General features: G+C 30.7%; 22 protein-coding genes. 11 read left to right on the plus strand and 11 right to left on the minus strand.

Translation table 11 applies throughout. The annotated features are described in order from the left end of the window. The first annotated feature begins 164 nt into the window (after window positions 1-164). On the plus strand, window positions 165-386 hold the full coding sequence (locus tag D7029_RS07635; RefSeq protein ID WP_075672624.1) for a DUF465 domain-containing protein: 222 nt from the start codon (window positions 165-167) through the stop codon (window positions 384-386). 208 nt (window positions 387-594) lie between these two features. On the opposite strand, the gene D7029_RS07640 is transcribed toward D7029_RS07635, so the two are convergent. The 3 genes from D7029_RS07640 to D7029_RS07650 all read right to left on the minus strand — a co-directional run bounded on the left by D7029_RS07640 (window position 595) and on the right by D7029_RS07650 (window position 2592). Beyond that, the gene (locus tag D7029_RS07640; RefSeq protein WP_194952315.1) at window positions 595-861 is read right to left on the minus strand and encodes a putative Se/S carrier-like protein; all 267 of its coding nucleotides are present in this window, start codon (window positions 859-861) and stop codon (window positions 595-597) included. Further along, window positions 836-1921, minus strand: a complete 1086-nt coding sequence (yedE, locus tag D7029_RS07645; RefSeq protein ID WP_194952316.1) for a YedE family putative selenium transporter — start codon at window positions 1919-1921, stop codon at window positions 836-838. The genes D7029_RS07640 and yedE overlap by 26 nt, the downstream gene beginning before the upstream one ends. 239 nt (window positions 1922-2160) lie before the next feature. Beyond that, entirely contained in the window at window positions 2161-2592 is a 432-nt protein-coding gene (locus D7029_RS07650; RefSeq protein ID WP_194952317.1) for a hypothetical protein, read from the minus strand. Window positions 2593-2929: 337 nt separating this feature from the next. Here D7029_RS07650 and D7029_RS07655 point away from each other — a divergent pair, with 337 nt between their 5' ends. The 4 genes from D7029_RS07655 to D7029_RS07670 all read left to right on the plus strand — a co-directional run bounded on the left by D7029_RS07655 (window position 2930) and on the right by D7029_RS07670 (window position 4958). Continuing rightward, window positions 2930-3211, plus strand: a complete 282-nt coding sequence (locus D7029_RS07655) for a DUF5339 domain-containing protein (RefSeq protein WP_075672621.1) — start codon at window positions 2930-2932, stop codon at window positions 3209-3211. Between the two features lie 187 nt (window positions 3212-3398). Beyond that, window positions 3399-3932, plus strand: coding sequence for a dihydrofolate reductase family protein (locus tag D7029_RS07660; protein ID WP_194952318.1), 534 nt, complete (start codon window positions 3399-3401; stop codon window positions 3930-3932). Window positions 3933-4222: 290 nt separating this feature from the next. Continuing rightward, complete coding sequence (locus D7029_RS07665) at window positions 4223-4669, plus strand: hypothetical protein (RefSeq protein WP_194952319.1); 447 nt, start codon at window positions 4223-4225, stop codon at window positions 4667-4669. 43 nt (window positions 4670-4712) lie between these two features. Further along, window positions 4713-4958 (plus strand): hypothetical protein, encoded by a 246-nt coding sequence (locus tag D7029_RS07670; protein WP_194952320.1) that lies wholly within the window; start codon window positions 4713-4715, stop codon window positions 4956-4958. Window positions 4959-5009: 51 nt separating this feature from the next. Here D7029_RS07670 and D7029_RS07675 read toward each other — a convergent pair whose 3' ends face one another. Together D7029_RS07675 and D7029_RS07680 are read right to left on the minus strand one after the other, a co-directional pair. Then, entirely contained in the window at window positions 5010-5549 is a 540-nt protein-coding gene (locus D7029_RS07675; RefSeq protein WP_194952321.1) for an AAA family ATPase, read from the minus strand. Window positions 5550-5788: 239 nt separating this feature from the next. Continuing rightward, window positions 5789-6544, minus strand: coding sequence for a hypothetical protein (locus tag D7029_RS07680; RefSeq protein ID WP_194952322.1), 756 nt, complete (start codon window positions 6542-6544; stop codon window positions 5789-5791). A 351-nt stretch (window positions 6545-6895) separates the two neighbouring features. Here D7029_RS07680 and D7029_RS07685 point away from each other — a divergent pair, with 351 nt between their 5' ends. From D7029_RS07685 to D7029_RS07700, 4 genes are all read left to right on the plus strand, one after another. Next, window positions 6896-7093 carry a ParD-like family protein gene (locus D7029_RS07685; protein WP_036913277.1) on the plus strand — a complete coding sequence of 66 codons (198 nt, stop codon included), beginning with the start codon at window positions 6896-6898 and terminating at the stop codon, window positions 7091-7093. Window positions 7094-7105: 12 nt separating this feature from the next. Next, entirely contained in the window at window positions 7106-7882 is a 777-nt protein-coding gene (gene map, locus D7029_RS07690) for a type I methionyl aminopeptidase (RefSeq protein WP_194952323.1), read from the plus strand. 271 nt (window positions 7883-8153) lie between these two features. Next, window positions 8154-8498, plus strand: a complete 345-nt coding sequence (locus tag D7029_RS07695) for an antiterminator Q family protein (RefSeq protein ID WP_194952324.1) — start codon at window positions 8154-8156, stop codon at window positions 8496-8498. Window positions 8499-8728: 230 nt separating this feature from the next. Beyond that, entirely contained in the window at window positions 8729-9592 is an 864-nt protein-coding gene (locus D7029_RS07700; RefSeq protein WP_194952325.1) for a lipase family alpha/beta hydrolase, read from the plus strand. 73 nt (window positions 9593-9665) lie between these two features. On the opposite strand, the gene D7029_RS07705 is transcribed toward D7029_RS07700, so the two are convergent. Continuing rightward, window positions 9666-10106 (minus strand): hypothetical protein, encoded by a 441-nt coding sequence (locus tag D7029_RS07705; protein ID WP_194952326.1) that lies wholly within the window; start codon window positions 10104-10106, stop codon window positions 9666-9668. 243 nt (window positions 10107-10349) lie between these two features. On the opposite strand from D7029_RS07705, the gene D7029_RS07710 reads away from it, so the two are divergent. Continuing rightward, window positions 10350-11087 carry a phosphatase gene (locus D7029_RS07710; protein WP_194952327.1) on the plus strand — a complete coding sequence of 246 codons (738 nt, stop codon included), beginning with the start codon at window positions 10350-10352 and terminating at the stop codon, window positions 11085-11087. Between the two features lie 72 nt (window positions 11088-11159). On the opposite strand, the gene D7029_RS07715 is transcribed toward D7029_RS07710, so the two are convergent. The 5 genes from D7029_RS07715 to D7029_RS07735 all read right to left on the minus strand — a co-directional run bounded on the left by D7029_RS07715 (window position 11160) and on the right by D7029_RS07735 (window position 16312). Then, on the minus strand, window positions 11160-12758 hold the full coding sequence (locus D7029_RS07715; RefSeq protein ID WP_194952328.1) for a methyl-accepting chemotaxis protein: 1599 nt from the start codon (window positions 12756-12758) through the stop codon (window positions 11160-11162). Between the two features lie 700 nt (window positions 12759-13458). Next, entirely contained in the window at window positions 13459-14058 is a 600-nt protein-coding gene (nqrE, locus tag D7029_RS07720) for an NADH:ubiquinone reductase (Na(+)-transporting) subunit E (RefSeq protein WP_099659653.1), read from the minus strand. A 336-nt stretch (window positions 14059-14394) separates the two neighbouring features. Then, entirely contained in the window at window positions 14395-14946 is a 552-nt protein-coding gene (gene cyaB / locus D7029_RS07725) for a class IV adenylate cyclase (protein WP_194952329.1), read from the minus strand. 241 nt (window positions 14947-15187) lie between these two features. Continuing rightward, on the minus strand, window positions 15188-15568 hold the full coding sequence (locus tag D7029_RS07730; protein WP_194952330.1) for a DUF2628 domain-containing protein: 381 nt from the start codon (window positions 15566-15568) through the stop codon (window positions 15188-15190). A gap of 309 nt (window positions 15569-15877) precedes the next feature. After that, window positions 15878-16312 carry a universal stress protein gene (locus D7029_RS07735; protein WP_072062602.1) on the minus strand — a complete coding sequence of 145 codons (435 nt, stop codon included), beginning with the start codon at window positions 16310-16312 and terminating at the stop codon, window positions 15878-15880. 700 nt (window positions 16313-17012) lie between these two features. On the opposite strand from D7029_RS07735, the gene ftnA reads away from it, so the two are divergent. Continuing rightward, window positions 17013-17516, plus strand: a complete 504-nt coding sequence (gene ftnA / locus D7029_RS07740; protein ID WP_075673382.1) for a non-heme ferritin — start codon at window positions 17013-17015, stop codon at window positions 17514-17516. Window positions 17517-17709: the final 193 nt, after the last annotated feature.

Below are 17709 nucleotides of genomic sequence, written 5' to 3' on the forward strand. Positions count from 1 at the left end.
TATGTTAAGAGTACACTAATATAAAAATGTTAAGTTATTTTAAAAATTAAAAATATTAATTGATATTGGTCTTGTTTTTAACATAAAGACAATGACAGGCAGGTCGGTTTGGGTAAATATCATAAGAGCATTTAACTCACAATTAATAAGGAAGGTAGCTATTTATGTTTCCAGAATATCGTGATTTAATTTCAAAACTTCGCCAAACTGATCCTCATTTTCGTGCTCTTTTTGAACAACATAACGAACTTGACCATAAAATTGTTAGATTAGAGCATAAAGACAGAAGAGGATATGGTGAAGAAGTTGTTGAGCTAAAAAAACAAAAATTAAAACTGAAAGAGGAAATTCATCAAATCCTCAAAAATCCACCGGAAGAAGAGTGAGTAATAAAAAATAATTACTCTATAAATACATAAAGATGCAGAAACCATCCAACTAAAAAGGGATGGTTTTTCGTTTTTAGAAAAACAGTTTATTTTTGAATGAAAAATTATATAAACCAAATGGTTTTATTTATAAAAAAGGCTACATTGTAGCCTTTTAACTGTCTAGGTTCTAAAAATAATAATGATAATTTAGTTATGTATTATGTCAAAATTCGTCTTTCCAAAGCACATCAAAATGATGTAAGTTTATTTTATAAACAGCTCTAACATTATCATTAATATAATGTTTATAAATATTTTCGTCAGAAAAATAAGTAGACACAGCTAACTCACATTCTGATGATATTTTTCGTGGTGCATCAATAATTTTTGAGGACAAATTATCTTGTTGGAGTTGTTGCTGAAGTTTTTTTACAGCATATTGTTCATGAAAAAGAAATAAGTAGTTATGCATCATTTTTGCTAATTCCATTATCTTTTGCTTTATTTACAGCATAGGTATAAATAGCAGCAACAATGACAGCAAACAATAAACCAATAACAACAACTAGTTTACCATTATCCGTAACACCAGCAGGACTTGAGGCATAAGAGAAGTTATGAGCAAAAGCGGCTCCTACTAACATACCCATGACGCTTACAGCAGCGTCTGAGTTACCTTGACCAGCATTAGCTAGTTGTCGTAATGGGCAACCCGTAATGAGAACACCACATAAGCCTACAAGTACCATAGAGAGAAAATTCCATAGTCCATCGCTGTGGGCTATAGGTTGATTTTCAAAACCAAGGTTAAACTTGCCTAAATAAAGATTACCTAAAAAAACAACAAGTGTTAATGCGATTACACCAAACGCCATATTATAGTTACGTGATAAAAATACATGCTTTGCCATTCCAATAAAGCAGAATCTTGTGCGCTGAATAATAAAACCAATAATAAGTCCTGCGATAATAGACATCCACACTGGCGCATGACTTGCTCCAGGGCCTTTTACACTGGCATTGAATATATCACTGTTCCATAAGAATAAAGCAAATAGGAATACACATATAATAGGTAAAATAAAACCTTCTATAGGGGATTGGCGATAATTTCTTGGGAGAGAAAATCCTTTTTTAACAAATAAGCTACCTATGCCGATCCCTATTATTAATCCAACTAATCCTATTACAGCATTCAAATCACCGGCACCGATACGAAGTACCATTCTTAATGGGCACCCTAAAAAAACTAAACAGCCTGCCATCATTAGAAAGCCTAGTGTAAAACGAATAATAGGTGCAGAGCCTGCTTTTGATTGAAATTCTTTGAAGATAAGAGCTGCAACAAAAGAGCCAAGAATAAAACCGAATATTTCAGGGCGAAGATATTGAACTGTTTCGGTGTGATGTAAGCCCATACCTCCTGCGCTATCGCGAATAAAACAAGCCACACACACACCCATATTAGGTGGGTTTCCGTTAATGCCGAGAAGTAACGCGATAGCACCAATAACAAATCCAGATAGAATTAAAACCCATTTTATAGACATTAAATGCCTCCGTTGATGGGGGAGTCCCCCTGACTAATAGAACCTATTAAGTACGGAGCAACTATATATAAGAATAACGTATGATTCTTTTATATAGATCACGTCAAAATTAATAAAATAAATAATATTAAGTTTTACAATTTAAGAGTGTTAATTTAATTGGCAATAAGTTAATTATTATTTAAATAACTTATTGCTAATAATGAAGGATGGAAGTTGACTTTTATAAGTCGGTTAATTTAATTATTTATCTCTTTTTTCCATTTTTTATATGCATTTGTAATTACTGGTGCAATTTTGTCATAATTATCCCATGAGTTTTCAACGTAATATGAAGAAGAGAGCCCCTGAGCTAGAACACGCTCGAAATCTTCGAAATAGTTATTATTTTCTGATTCGTAATAATGTTGTGTAAAAGCATATCCTTCATCACTCAAATCATCACTAATAAATTTTTCGTCGCAAACTTGGATAAGAAATGCAAGACCATCCATTTCTCTTTTACGTACCATTTCTAACTCTTCAATTGCATCTTCTTGTAGATCTTCACTTTCTAAATTGTTTTCAATAATCCAAGTCAAATAGAATCCTATATGTATACCTCCATTTTCAGGTGGTAGGTCATCAGGAAAATCACCATAAGCGTGCCAGTCGATTCTATCAATTGCCATTTTCTACCTATATTAGTCAGTGGAGATAATTTGATTATAGCGTGTATTATCGATATACAAATAGTAGTATTACTATAAAAATCAAATTACTAGTGAGTAAGAATAATATATTTATTTAAGAATAATAAATCAATATGTTAAATAATTCTGAAAATAGCAGGCTAATTTCAATTATCATATTTTGATTTTGTTTGTTATTTTAATCATTATTAGATGATATTTTATTTTTTAATTAAGATAATACTTATCCCTCTTTTGTTTTTATTTGAGATAATGCTGACTTAAGAAAAATAATGGAAGTTACTTTCTAACTGTTAAAAATACTTAAAGGATATTTATGAAAAAGCTTATTCTAGCATTGGGTCTATTATCAATTTCTTCTATCGCTGTTTCTGCTGATTTATCTAAAGCATGTGAAGATTATTTTAAAGAAACTGACTCTTATGTTGAGTTAATGGCAAAAAACGATGCAACTAAAGCTCAAGCAGAAGCGATGAAAGCGCAATATGCTCAAGCTAAAGAACAATTTGCAGCATTACCTAAAGATGTTCAAGAAAGTACTTGTAAACAAGCTTTAGATTCTTTAGAGCAAATGAAAAAAATGTCAGCAGCTCAATAAAATTTATTTTGTTGCTATAAGCCTTATAACTTCAATTGTTATAAGGCTTTTTTTGAGTAAAAAACAAAAATATTCCCTATATTGTATTATTTTTCATTTTCTTTCTATTTTTATTTATTCTTCTTACTTTAATTTTTATTTATTTGATGTTAATTTAAAATGCCTTCTCTAAGAAAGAGTATTAATAATGAATATTGTAGTCTATATTGCAACAAGTTTAGATGGTTATATTGCTGATAAACAAGGTAACATTGATTGGCTTACCAATATTGAAAACCCTGAAAATTTAGACTTTGGTTTTGCAGACTTTCTTAGTGGTATTGATGCGATTGTTATGGGAAGAACAACCTTTGAAACAATAATGGGGTTTGATATTGAATGGCCCTATGAGCAACCTGTTTTTATACTAAGTAATACGATTAAAGAATTACCAGTTTCATTGCCGAATAATGTGAGTGTTTTATCAGGAAACGTCACTGAAATAATAAAAAAACTTGAAGGTGATGGCTATAAAAGAGTATATATTGACGGTGGAAAAACAGTACAAGGATTTATTAATGAAGGTTTTGTTGATGAACTCATAATAACTAGAATACCTATTTTATTAGGTGAGGGTATACCGTTATTTATACCAAATGATAAAATAATAGAGTTTACTCATCATAAAACAGAAATATATCTAGATTCTTTTGTTAAATCACACTATAAAAAACGTAATTAAATTTTATTTAGTCTATTCTATGGGCACTTAATTGGTGCCTTTTTTTATTTCTATATAAAAATAATTTAATATGGTTGTTACTATACATTTCGCTTAAGCATGATTTCTATTTATTTATATTAATTATGGATGATCTTGCTTTCCACAATTCTTATTATTTCACTTAAGTTTTTTGTTTATTCTGTATTTTTGGTGTTTTTATAGATTAAATTGTTTTTCATCATCATTTTATGAGCTGATTTTTCTATTTTTATATAAATGGCAAAATTTATTTTGTTGGTGAATTGATTTTGTGGAATAATTATTTACTCCTATTTCTTATTGATATTCAATTTATGTATTACTTTTTATTTCTATTACTTTCTGTATTTATAAGCTCTGGATGTACCACTAGTAAAACAACTCAGGCCAAATTAATTGAAACTCACGGCAATAATTCCACTCCTGATAGTAACGTAGTTAATAATAACTTGGTTTTTATGTTAGGAAAGCAGTCTCGTTTTGAAATGGAAGTACAAGAAGAAAAACAAAGGCTTGGACAAGTTTTTAAAGTTGGTTTAAATGAGAAAAAACCATCAATAAACAATCAGTATTTAAACAATAATAATTCAACATTAAAGCCTATTCAGAAAATAAGTTTTACCATGCCAGTTCCTGAGCCTATCTGGAATGAGAAAAAACAAACAGTTGAATTCAAATGGAAACAAAAACCACATTATACTTTTGATGCCTACTAATACTTTAATATCAATTTAAAATTTAATTTTTTATGGAAAAATTATGCGCACAGCAATCACTTTATTATTATCTTTCCTATTACTTGGTTGTAGTACTGATAACGTTACTTTTAGTACGGGTAATTCAGGAAGCCACAGAATAGGTAGTCCAGTGTGTTCTACATTAGTTTGTGGTAAGAATACTCGAACACCAGGGGAGCAAAAAGCAATTAATGAAGCTGTTCATGAACAACAACGGGCTATTATGCGAGGAGAAAAACCTGATTTACGGATCATGGCTTCTTATTAAAAATTAACACTATTATCTATGCCAGTAATGACTACTGGCTAATAATATTTTTTAGATTTTATTAATAATAAAATTAGCTCTATTAGCTATTTCTATTTTAGGTAACTCTATTAAATTATAATTATATTTTTTATAAACAGCTATCATAGCTAAATAAGTTTCTTTAGCTTCTTTTTCTGTTTGTTTTCTTTCTTGATCTTGAGTATAGATTTCAGTCCAAGGTGGTGCAATAAACACATTCGTTGAATAACGAAATAGAGTAATTGCCTTATCAAGATGCTTGGGAATAGCTAAACCACATAGGAGTAAATATCCTGCAATATCAGGGATACCTCTATCATAGAAATAGGGCATTTTATTATTGTTTGCTTCATGCCATGAACGTAATTCCCAAATTAACATTGCTTGTGCAAAAGCATTAGGATCTATCCATGGTAATGCATTTCCCTCAATAATGCTTTGGTCTTGAATAATAGCTCTTCCTGCTTCTAAAGAGCAGGGATAGCCTCTATTTTTAAGTTCGTTTATTAGTGTGGTTTTCCCAGAGCCGGGACCACCAGTTAGTATAATGCGATGTGATTTTTTAGGCATGATGGCTCCTATAATTTTATATAATTAACAAGAAAAAAGAGAATAAAGATGATATGTAGGTAGGGGAGAGTTAACACGAGAATTATTAGAGATTAAATATACCTAAAAAATAGAACTTGAAAAAGTGCATTAGCATTAAATGTTAATATAAATCTTAACTGCTTTTATTTTATGAAAGATCAAGAAAATAGCGTAATAAATTACGCTATTTTTAGAAGAGGAAACTTAATGGCTAAATATTACGGGATACAAGGTTCTGGTGCATAGGTACTGCTTGGGAAAGCTTTAGGTAAATAACTACATTTTTTGATTGTTTCTTGTGCGCCTTCTTTTGATTCAAAAAGTGCAACACCAATTACACCTGTATTTCTTTTGTCACCTTGAGCATTATAATTTACATATCCTTCTTCAGGTGCGCCAAAACGAAAAGCGGCAACTTGTTGCTGATTTTTTCTAAAACCTTCAACAAATAAAGTATCTCCAGGTCTTAATAAATAACCTCTATTTTGATAAGAGCCAGCAGTTCCACTGATAACATCTAAGCCATCAACAGTAATAACAGCTTCGTATATTATTTTATGGCTAGTGTTATGTAAGAAAATAATATATCGCTCATTCTGTTTTCCATACAATAAATATTGATCATTTTGCGTAAAGTATAATGGCATTATATTTCTGTTTTCAGTTAAAACTGATATCTGTAATGGACTTTTGCTAACCCGTGTAATTTTTGAGTAAGAGTTGGATGGAACACCACTTTGATAAAATATAGATGTTACCTGTGAAGGCGTTTCTGATAATCGATATGCTTCAACACTTTCAGTAACAGAAGGTAAACTTTCTCCCCATTTTGTTGAAAGAGCTCTATTTTCAGTTTGCTCATTAGCAACACTTAGGCTAGTGGGATAGTTTCTCTCAATTGTTGTACAGCCTGAGGTTAGTATTAAAATACTACTCAATAATGAAAATGATGCGATTGTTTTGAATAGATTCATATTTTTTCTTTCCTTAGTATATATACGAAATTCGTTTCTAAATTTATTAATACTAAATTAGCGTTTGCGTTTTAATTTGTCTCTCAGTCAATTCTTAGGATAGTAATGTTTAAAGATAAATAACTGTAATTTAGGATAGTTTGAAGTCAAATATTATGAATTTATGGATGGGTGAAATGAAGTATATGAAAAGCAAAAATAGGATCTTTTTATTTTGAGTACTATTTTCCCTTATTTTCTTATTTAGGCATTTTATGCCAATAGCGGTATCGAATAGCAATTGAAAGAAGAGGAATTTGATTCTATTATAGAACGTATATGTTTTATTATGATCTGTATATAAGGATTGTCGTGGGTATTGTAAAAATTTCTGATGAATTACATGAGTACTTGCGAAAAGCAAGCAATGTGATGTCACGCTCTGTTAATGCTCAGGCTGAGTTTTGGATAAAAATTGGCATTCAAGCAGAGTTAAACCCAGATAAAACGTTTCCAATGATTATTAATGAAATGCTGGAAAAAGAAGCCATCAAGCAAGAAGTAGAATAAGAGGAAAAAAGAGTGGATAAAATAACGATTAAGACAGCTGATGAAATTGAATTAATGCGTGAATCAGGGCGTTTATTAGCAAAAGTTTTTACAATGCTTGATGATTTTATTGTACCCGGTGTTTCTACACTGGAAATTAACGATAAGGTTGATGATTTTATTGTCAATGAACTTCAATCTAGGCCAGCAAGTAAAGGCCAATATGGCTATGAATATGTGTTAAATACATCTATTAATGAAGTTGTTTGCCATGGTGTACCAAAATCAGATGAGCGCTTAAAAAGTAAAGATATTATTAATGTTGATATTACACTAGAAAAAAATGGATTTATTGCTGACTCTAGTAAAATGTATATTATGCCTGAAGCGTCTCCTATTGCGCGCAAATTAGCAAAAACAACGTATCAAGCAATGTGGGAAGGTATTAAAGAAGTAAAACCAGGCGCGACATTAGGTGATATTGGTCATGCTATTCAAAGCTTTGCACAAAGTCATGGATATAGCGTAGTGAGAGAATACTGTGGGCATGGAATAGGAAGAGAAATGCATGAGGCGCCACAAGTACTACATTATGGTATTAGAGGGCAAGGCGTTGAATTAAAAGAAGGTATGACTTTTACGATTGAACCAATGATAAATCAAGGTGGCGCTAAAATAAAAACTAAAAAAGATGGTTGGACTGTTGTGACAAGAGATAAAAAGTTATCTGCTCAATCAGAGCATACTATTTTAGTCACAGCAACAGGGTATGAAGTACTCACTTTACGTCCTGAAGAAGTATTACCATAATTGCAACTCGCTTATATTTATAGCCATTTTAAGAAAAAATGTTTTTTATAATCTAAAAAAATTGAATTTTTAATTAAAGTGGCTACTTAATATCCTTTATTTTTATTTATATCAATAAATTAAGTCCTAAGCTCAACAGTTTTATAAATCTGAGTTGTAAATTACACTTTGAACACTATATTAATATTGATACTCATTAAGTATTTAACGAGTCATCATTAAATGATTGCAGGATGCGATTATTACCCTATGGAAAAATAAGGATGTTAATATGGAAAACATTTCAAAAACTTTAGAAGAGTGGGGATCTTGGGTTGCCAATGATCAAGATGCTATTAATTTATTGAATAACAATAAAAAAGAAGTTATTCCAGAGCGTATAAAAATAAGAAGAAAATGCACCTGTCATAATGCTAATATTATCAATGATTTAATGAAAAGATTGATGGTGCACAATAAAGAAGATTATCAGTTACTTATTAATTATTATGTTTTTGGTAAAACATTTATTCAGCTTGCAAAATATGATCGATGTTCGGATACGTATATTGGTAAAAAGTTAAAAAAAGCGGAAGGAATAATTGAAGGTATGCTAATTTTCTCCAGAGTTAATTGAGACTACCAGCAAAAACTCGAAATTGATTAAAATAATGCTTTACGATCGTAAAATAGAGATTAAGCTAATAACACTTAGAGCAATTAAGGTATCAAAATACGATGTTTACTATAATTTTTGGACTTCAAAGATTGTATTTTAAATATTGTATTCTAACTATTGTTTTAAGTATTGCTAATAGGATGTTTAGCAAATTAAATAAATTAATTTAAACCCAAGGAGTGGAAAATATGTCAACTACATATCCAATTGTTTTAGTTCATGGTTTATCTGGTTTTGATGATATCGTCGGTTATCCTTATTTTTATGGTATCGCTGATGCATTAGAAAAGGATGGTCATAAAGTTTTCACCGCATCTCTTTCTGCATTTAACTCTAACGAAGTTCGTGGCGAACAACTTTGGGAATTTGTGCAAAAAGTTCTTAAAGAAACCAAAGCAAAAAAAGTAAATTTAATCGGTCATAGCCAAGGTCCATTAGCTTGTCGTTATGTTGCTGCAAAACATGCTAAAAGCATCGCTTCTGTTACTTCTGTTAATGGTGTAAACCACGGATCAGAGATTGCGGATCTAGTGCGACGTATTATGCGCAAAGATAGTGTGCCTGAATATATTGCTGATGCAGTTATGAAAGCTATTGGTACTATTATTTCTACATTTTCAGGTAATCGTGGTAATCCACAAGATGCTATTGCTGCATTAGAAGCATTAACGACTGAAAATGTGACGGAATTTAATAAAAAGTATCCACAAGGACTGCCAGCCATTCGTGGTGGTGAAGGTAAAGAAGTCGTAAATGGTGTTCATTACTATTCATTTGGTAGCTATATCCAAGGTTTGATTGCCGGCGAAAAAGGCAATTTACTGGATCCTACTCATGCTGCAATGCGTGTATTAAGTGCATTTTTTACTGAGCGTGAAAATGATGGCTTGGTAGGTCGTACAAGTATGCGATTAGGTAAACTGATTAAAGATGATTATGCTGAAGATCATCTAGATATGGTCAACCAAGTTGCAGGGCTAGTCGGGCGTGGTGAAGATATTGTTGCTATTTATACCAACCATGCGAATTTCTTAGCAAGTAAAAAACTTTAATTATCTTGCATACTGGTTGTGAAATAATCTAATACGAATGGCTCTAATTAATTTAGAGCCATTTTTGTTTTAATTATTGCTGGTTAATATCTTTATTAACACTGATAGAAATAGAATAGCCTAATAAATAAAGAGCTTGCTCTAGACTATCCACTTTTGAAGTTTGATTAATTTCGAGTAAACGCTCTATTTGTGAACTTGTTAAATTCATCTTTCTTGCAAGATCGGATTTTTTTGTCTTTGTTTCTAACATCGCATTATGTAACGCAATTTTTAAACAGCTAATAAGAGGTAAGTAGACAATAAAATCACCAACTTGTGCTTTGGATGGTGTCGGAATAGGCAATTTACTCGCAACAAACTCTTCAAGACCTACATGCAAAATATCAGAGGCTTCTAGCTCAATATCATCTTCTGTATAAGCAACAGCGTGTATATTATCAAAATCACGGTAGGTGATTTCGTAAGTTTCACTTTCTTCATCAAAATGAGCGACTGCTGGATAGCTGAACATAAATAACCTTTTATAGAGTTGAAAGCCATATTTATAATGAAATCACACAATATAATGTGTTTTCAAAATTCTTGTGTATAGTACTAAAGTAAAATTTTATTTATCTATTTGATATTAAATAGTATGTTAAAGATTAAAGCATATTTATCAAAAATTATCTTCATTTCTCGCTAATGTGAGAAAAAGTGAAGTAGATAGTATATCGCTTGTTAGTTGTTAGGTATTTTTAGAAAGGAGTTGTTTATGTATCCCGTTGATTTACATGCTCATACTATTGCTAGTACACATGCTTACAGTACAGTTAGTGAATATTTCCAACAAGCTAAAAAGCAGGGAATTCAATTATTTGCAATTACTGATCATGGCCCAGATATGGATGATGCACCGCATGAATGGCATTTTTCTAACTTACCGGTGATCCCTCGTATTATTGATGGTGTTGGTATTCTTTATGGTATAGAAGCGAATATTAAAAATATTAAAGGTGAAACAGATTGCAGTGAGAAAATGAGCAAGAAATTAGATATTGTGCTTGCTGGTTTTCATGATCCTGTAATGGGTTCATTAGGTTTAGTTGATAATACAAAAGCGTTAATTGCAACGATAGCAAGTGGTTGTGTTCAAATGATCACACACCCAGGTAATCCTAAATATCCCATTGATATTGCTGAAGTTGCAAAAGCAGCTGCCACTTACAATGTTGCTTTAGAAATGAATAATTCATCATTTATTCATTCTAGAGTAGGGAGTGAGAAAAACTGCATAGAAATAGCGAAAGCAGTGCGCGATGCAGGAGGATTAATTGCATTGGGTTCTGACTCACATATAGCTTCTTCACTAGGGAATTTTGATCGAGTATTGGAAGTGTTAGCCCAAATAGATTTTCCACATGAGCGTATACTGAATGTAACTCCAAGAAGAGTGTTAGATTTTCTAAAATCACATGGTAAAAAAGAGATCCCTGAATTTAGCCATTTTTAATATTGGTCTAAACCAGTAATAAGAAAGCTATCCTAAAATAAGATAGCTTTTATGCTGTGCTAAACTTAATACTTACTGATGAAAAACAGTTAATTCTTGTTTTAATCTATCAGATTGTGTTTGCAAAGAATCCAATGAACTGACTAGTTCCCGTGTCATTGTTGAGTTAGCTTGTGTTGTTTGGTCTAATTGATTTATTGCATCTTCAATTTGGGCAATACCATTACTTTGTTCATTTGTAGAAATAGAAATATCGTGGATCATTTCATTAATATTTTCAGTATGTTTAGAAATATCTACCATATTATCGTTTGCGTCAGCAGCAAGCTGAAAACACTGATTTATTTTTTTACTTGAATTAGCGACAAGTATTTTTATCTCTTTTGATGCTAAGTTACAGCTAATGGATAATTCTCTTACTTCTTTAGCAACAACAGCAAAGCCTTTTCCGTGTTCACCCACTCTTGCCGCTTCTACGGCAGCATTTAAAGCCAACAGGTTTGTTTGGAAAGCGATATTGTCAATTGTAGAGGTAATATCGTTAATTTGTTCAGAGAACGTGACAACTTCATGCATATTTTCAACAACGTTAGCGAGCATTTCATTACTTTGATGGATCATCGTATCTGTTTTTGTTACTAGCTCACATGATGTTTGTGTATTTTCTGCATGTTGTTTTGATGTCACACTTAATTGTCGTATTCCTGCTGAAGTTTCGAGTACAGCTGCTGATTGTTGTTCAACACGAATGGCAAGATTATTGTTCATAACAGCAATATCACTTAGTTCGGAATTAATAAGGCCGGAGCTGTGATTGATGTTATTGACGATCCGTTTTATCTGGTCTCGCATTTTTTGAATATTGGTAGTGAGAATATTTATTTCAAATAGACCTTTTGTGGTGACATCGGTCGCTAATTCTCCATTACTAATATCTTCGATATTTTTCATTATCGCGTTTAAAGGCGAAATAAAGTTTTTTCGCAGTACGACTTGAACTAAGAAGGAGAAAATAACAATCAAAATTGAAATGACGATTAAGCTATAAATAATTTTATCGTACAGTAACTCACCTTCGCCCAATGAAGCCGTGTAGTAATTTTCTAGTTGTTGATGATAGTTGGTATAGGCTTGCTCAAAATTATCTTGATAGGTTTGTGTTGGTTGATTTAAGTATTCGTATGTTTTGCCTTGTTCTAGAAAGGCTAAGAATTCAATTAATGCTGCATTAAGCTCAGTATATTTCTGCTCTAATTGTTGTATATAGGTTTTATTTTCAACATTATGGGGAAAACTATTGAAACTTTTCCACCCGTTTTCAACGAGTTGAAGTTTTTCTTTAGCTTGTTGTAATAATGAAGAGATATCTGTATTTGCGGTAGCCATTTTATTAATAATTAATAAGTGGCGAGAACTGGCTCTATTTAGAGTATTACGTGTTTGTAAGAGATTTTCCCAAGTATTATTTAATAGCGATTGTTCATGGTAGATATTGTTTAGTGTGTTTAAGTTTCTCTTGTAATCATTGACTGAAGAGAGGAATAAAACACAAGCTAGACCAAGAAGTAAGATTAAAGAGCCTGTAATAAGCCAAACTAAAGTGGTTGTTTTTAAACTCGACATAGTCAAAGAGACGTTTGGCAAATAACGTTGTTTGAAGTTCTTAAACATGTAATGTTATTTCCTTTTTCATAAAAATATAACTGTGTAATTTATTGATTTTTAAGTTTTATTTTTACTTCCTGTAATTGGTATAGACAAAGAATTAAGAAAAAAATAAAAATATTTTTTTAGGTCACTCTTTGATTTAATGCCATATATCCTTTTGATTTTTTCAAATACTAAAAAATAGTATCGGCATTTTATAAATATTCTTTATGCTTATTTATTACTCTAATTAATAAATTTATTAAATGTATTAATTGGTCTTGTAACGCTTTGATTTTCAATTAATTTATCTTAAATATTAAAAGTTAACGATAAATAATAAAAATGAGATAAAAGATATCATCTCAATAAATAAGTTTTAACTTGTTGATTTATTATTATTTTTATGTGACTGGTTAGCTTATTTTTAAACAATTAGATTTAAATAGTGTAAGTGTTTCTATTTATAAAATAAAAAGGTAATAATGATTAAAACAGCAATAAATTAAATTATTTTTTGTTGGTTTAAAAGAATAAATAAGAGAATCTAACGTTAAAAAGGGAGGGGAATAAAAAGATCACAGAAGAGAAAAAGTAAGAAAACAGACGAAATCACTATAAACGGAAGGTATATTACCCTCCCGTTTATAAATAAAGCTTACATCAATGATGATCCTAATGATGTGTGAAAATCTCACATAAGGTTAAGAATAAAAATAAGCTTTTAAAGCGAAATTCCTGAGAACGACATAAAACCAAGAGACATTAATCCTACCGTGATGAATGTGATCCCTAACCCTCTCAATCCTTTGGGAATATCTGAATATTTCATTTTTTCACGTAAACCAGAGAGTGCGATAATCGCAAGTAGCCAACCTATGCCACATCCAGCACCATATATCACTGATTCAGTAAATGTGTAGTCACGTTCAACCATAAAAATGGTGGCACCAAAGATAGCGCAATGAATAGTCAATAAAGGCAAAAAGATCCCTAATGAATGATAAAGTGAAGGGATAAATTTATCTAAAAACATTTCTAAAATTTGAACTAATGCGGCTAAAACGCCAATAAAAGTGATATATCTAAGAAAGCTAAGATCAATACCTTCGACTACCGCGTCTTTCTTTAGAATGAAATGATAGATTAAATTATTGATAGGCGTAGCAATAATAAGTAAGGCAGTAACAGTAAGACCTAGTTTTAATGAGGTTTTTACTTCTTTAGAGACAGCAAGAAAAGTACACATTCCTAAAAAGAAACTTAATGCCATATTCTCAACAAAAGTTGCCTTAATAAATATATTAAGGTAATTTTCAAGCATAACCCCTCCTATTAATATGTTTTTTTACTAATTCTAGTAAAAACAGTGCATTAATATAAGTGGTATTACAAAAATATCTTTAAAATTAGATCTAAATGACATTTTTTGACTAAGAAGGCGTTTTATTTGAGATAAGGAAAGTGAAATTTTCAGATAAAGATAATAAATATGGCATTCAAATGAATTTTCTATTCAATTCGTCATTTTTTACTTTTTAGTGGATAAGGTAAAACAATGCTAGAAATAACAAAGCACCAATATCTATTGATAGAATATTGGTGCTCCGATTAGAGAATTTTGATAATTTCTATGAAAAGATCTACTGAGTAAAATTGTTTATGACTTGAGGTTATTTAACATTAGTGTTTTATAATTATTTTTCTCAAGATCTTTTTCTGTAAAGCCAAATTTTGCGGCTAAGTGCTTTAATTGGTCAGCGTAGAGCGGGAGTTTGCTTTGGTCGTCCGTCATGATAGCAAATTCAGCAAATGAGCCTAGTTTATCTAATTTATCGATAGTGATATGAAACTCATCTAGAAAATAGATTTCTCTTGATTTTGTGTAATTGAGAATACAGTGGTAGCCAAGTGTGGTAAACATAGAGACTGTTTTTTCTGCATCTTCAATACGAACAGCTTCACATTGTGATAGATCAGGGCCTTTAACGATAAGAAGGTTTATTCCTGTGGGGAGCATTCTTCTTACACATAAACTGATAGTAGGAGCTGAAAATTTAGTATTATTATGCTCCATGTACCAATCTGTTTCTTGATTCTCTGGCGTAAATAATGTGGCGCCTGATTTTTTTAGTTCATTAATAAATTCTTGTGGATTTTGAAGGTGATATTTCAGTTCGGCTTCAAATTTACCTTGAAAGTGATCAGACATACGTTTTCCCTAATTTAGCGTTAATGCATTATAGCATTAGTAAAGTATCCTTCTGAGGTAAAAACGAACGTTTAGTGTTATTTCATTATTTTCTATTTTAAAAAATGATGATGAAGGATTATATAGAAATATTTAAATAGAGTAATGGATAGAATGACTATGAAATAAGGAGAGGGGAATATAGTGTTATTAATAAAAGAAGGAATAAGAGAAAATAAAAGGGGCATTGCCCCTTTTATTTTTACAGAACACCTTCAAACGGGTTCCAGCTTTGATCATTTTTGGTTTCTTTCAAGTAATACGCATAGTTGGCTGTTATAGCCCATAAAACGTTAATTGCGATACCTACAGCATTGATAACACCGTTATTGACAGGTAAAAAGCCAATAATAGTAAAAATAGCAATGTTAATAGCAAATAATGTTAATGCCTTGCGCCATAACCCTAAAATAAGAAAGTAAATAAAACCAAAGAAAAATGCCCAGATATTCATTCCGATAAGAATACGCTTACCAAAGGAAAGTGCTTTATAAGCAGCTTTATATTCTGGTGTTTTAGGTGAGCCATATTGATCAAAAAATGAAAAACGCTCTTGCCATTTTTCGGAAATTTCTTTATTCATTTTAATTCCTTTTACCATGTTGATTAAATTTAGTCTTAATAGGAAAAGCATCTTTACATAATTTAACATTATGAACAATATAAATTTATTAAGGAAGGATTAATATAGAAGATTATATAAAAAGCATTAAAGTAAATATGTTTTTAATCATTTTTTAATAATTATCTTATTGCTTCAGAATATATTTTTAATTACTACTCTTAAAAATAAGGGCGATAAAATAAAATATTATTTTGAATGAATTTTATGGTGAAAAGAATAAGAAATCTGGTTTATGACGAATACCAGATTTCTTATGGAGGCAGGTGATTAACGCACGACTAATACAGATGATTCTGCGTAACTGACCACGGAAGATGCAGTAGAACCTAGAAGATAAGTTTTCATACCAGGATTACGAGAACCAATGACAATCAGTTCTGCTTGAATTTTTTTTGCGGTTTCTAAAATTTTATCGCGAGGATTACCTATAGACACATAAAATTGAGTTGTACTATTGGGAATATCAATGTGCGATAAATTTTCTTTTAGCGTGGATAATGCAATTTCAATACGTTGTTTGTCACTTGCTAGTCTATCTTGGCCTGCGAATGCAAATCCGACAAAAGACTCATAACTTGGAATGACTGATAAAAAATGAATATTCAATTTGTCAGCGACAGACAATGCTTTTAGATGAGACACAACCTTGTCCAATAAACCAAGCTCTGTAAAATCAACGGGTACTAACACTGTTTTTGTCATAGTGGCTCCTAATTAACCTTTTATTATGATTAGGGCTTTAATATTAATTTTTTGTGCATACAAATATGAGTTACCTACTAATCTTATCAGTCAAAATGAAAAACTGCACAAAAATTGAGATTATTTTTATTTTTTGAGAGTTATGTATTTTTTTATATGAAAAAAAGTGAAAAAAACTGCTGTCTGAGTCAATAAATGTGTAGCAATATCAAATAGAAATTATAAAAAATGAGAAGTGATAAGAAGTAATAGAAAGGATACTTTTTTATAATAATGATCATCATAGATATCACTTTTTATATATTTATTGATATATGGTAAAGCTTATTTTTGAATATTCTTTAATGGATTAAATATAATTTTTATTCAATATTAATCAGAAGTTCCGGACTCTAAAGAAAAAATTAATAATTATAGAAGCTAAAATAAAAATTTAAGTTTTAAATATTATGTTGTTATTTTTCAATGTGTTATGTTGCTTTTGTTATAATGATTAAATATATTCTCATTCTTAATGATAATAAGTACTATTTAGCATTAAAATAGAGAGACGGCATATTACAAATGAGATTGGTTTTTATTTTTATTACAGTTAATTGATTGAAAAAATAAACAAAAACTATATTTAAATAACTATATTTTTATTTTTAAGTGTGCATAATATCCGTAATGTTAATTTTCATCGCAAAGGACGTAAAATATGTTACATCAAGATATGATCAATAAATTGAATGAACAGTTAAATTTAGAGTTTTATTCAGCAAATCTTTATTTGCAAATGAGTGCTTGGTGCGACGATAAAGGATTCGATGGTGCAGCTAAGTTTTTAAAAGCTCACTCACGTGAAGAAATGGAACATATGCACCGTTTATTTGATTACTTAAGCGATACAGGTGCTATGCCTTTACTTGGTGCGATTGAAGCTCCACCAGCTGAGTTCTCATCATTATCTGAGTTATTCGATAAAACTTACGAGCATGAAAAACACATTACATCTGAGATTAATAAATTAGCACATGTTGCAATGACAACTCAGGATTATTCAACGTTTAATTTCTTACAATGGTATGTTGCAGAACAGCATGAAGAAGAGAAATTATTTAAATCAATCCTAGATAAATTAGCAATGGTTGGTGACAGTGGTAAGGCTTTATTCTTGTTAGATAAAGATCTGAACACATTATCAACATCTGCACATGTTTAATTATTAATAAAGCGTTAGATTGCTTAAGTTAATAAATGAATTATTGCGCTCTGCTGTGACTGAATAGCAGGGCGTTTTTTATTCTTCTGTATTGCCTCCATTCTTATTCCTATTTTTTATCTCTTCCTCACTTTTGTTTGCTCATTTTTTATCCTAAAAATTCTTTTTGACTGTTATTCATGCAGGGTGTTTA

The sequence above is a fragment of the Proteus vulgaris genome, assembly GCF_016647575.1.
Lineage (GTDB): Bacteria > Pseudomonadota > Gammaproteobacteria > Enterobacterales > Enterobacteriaceae > Proteus > Proteus mirabilis_B.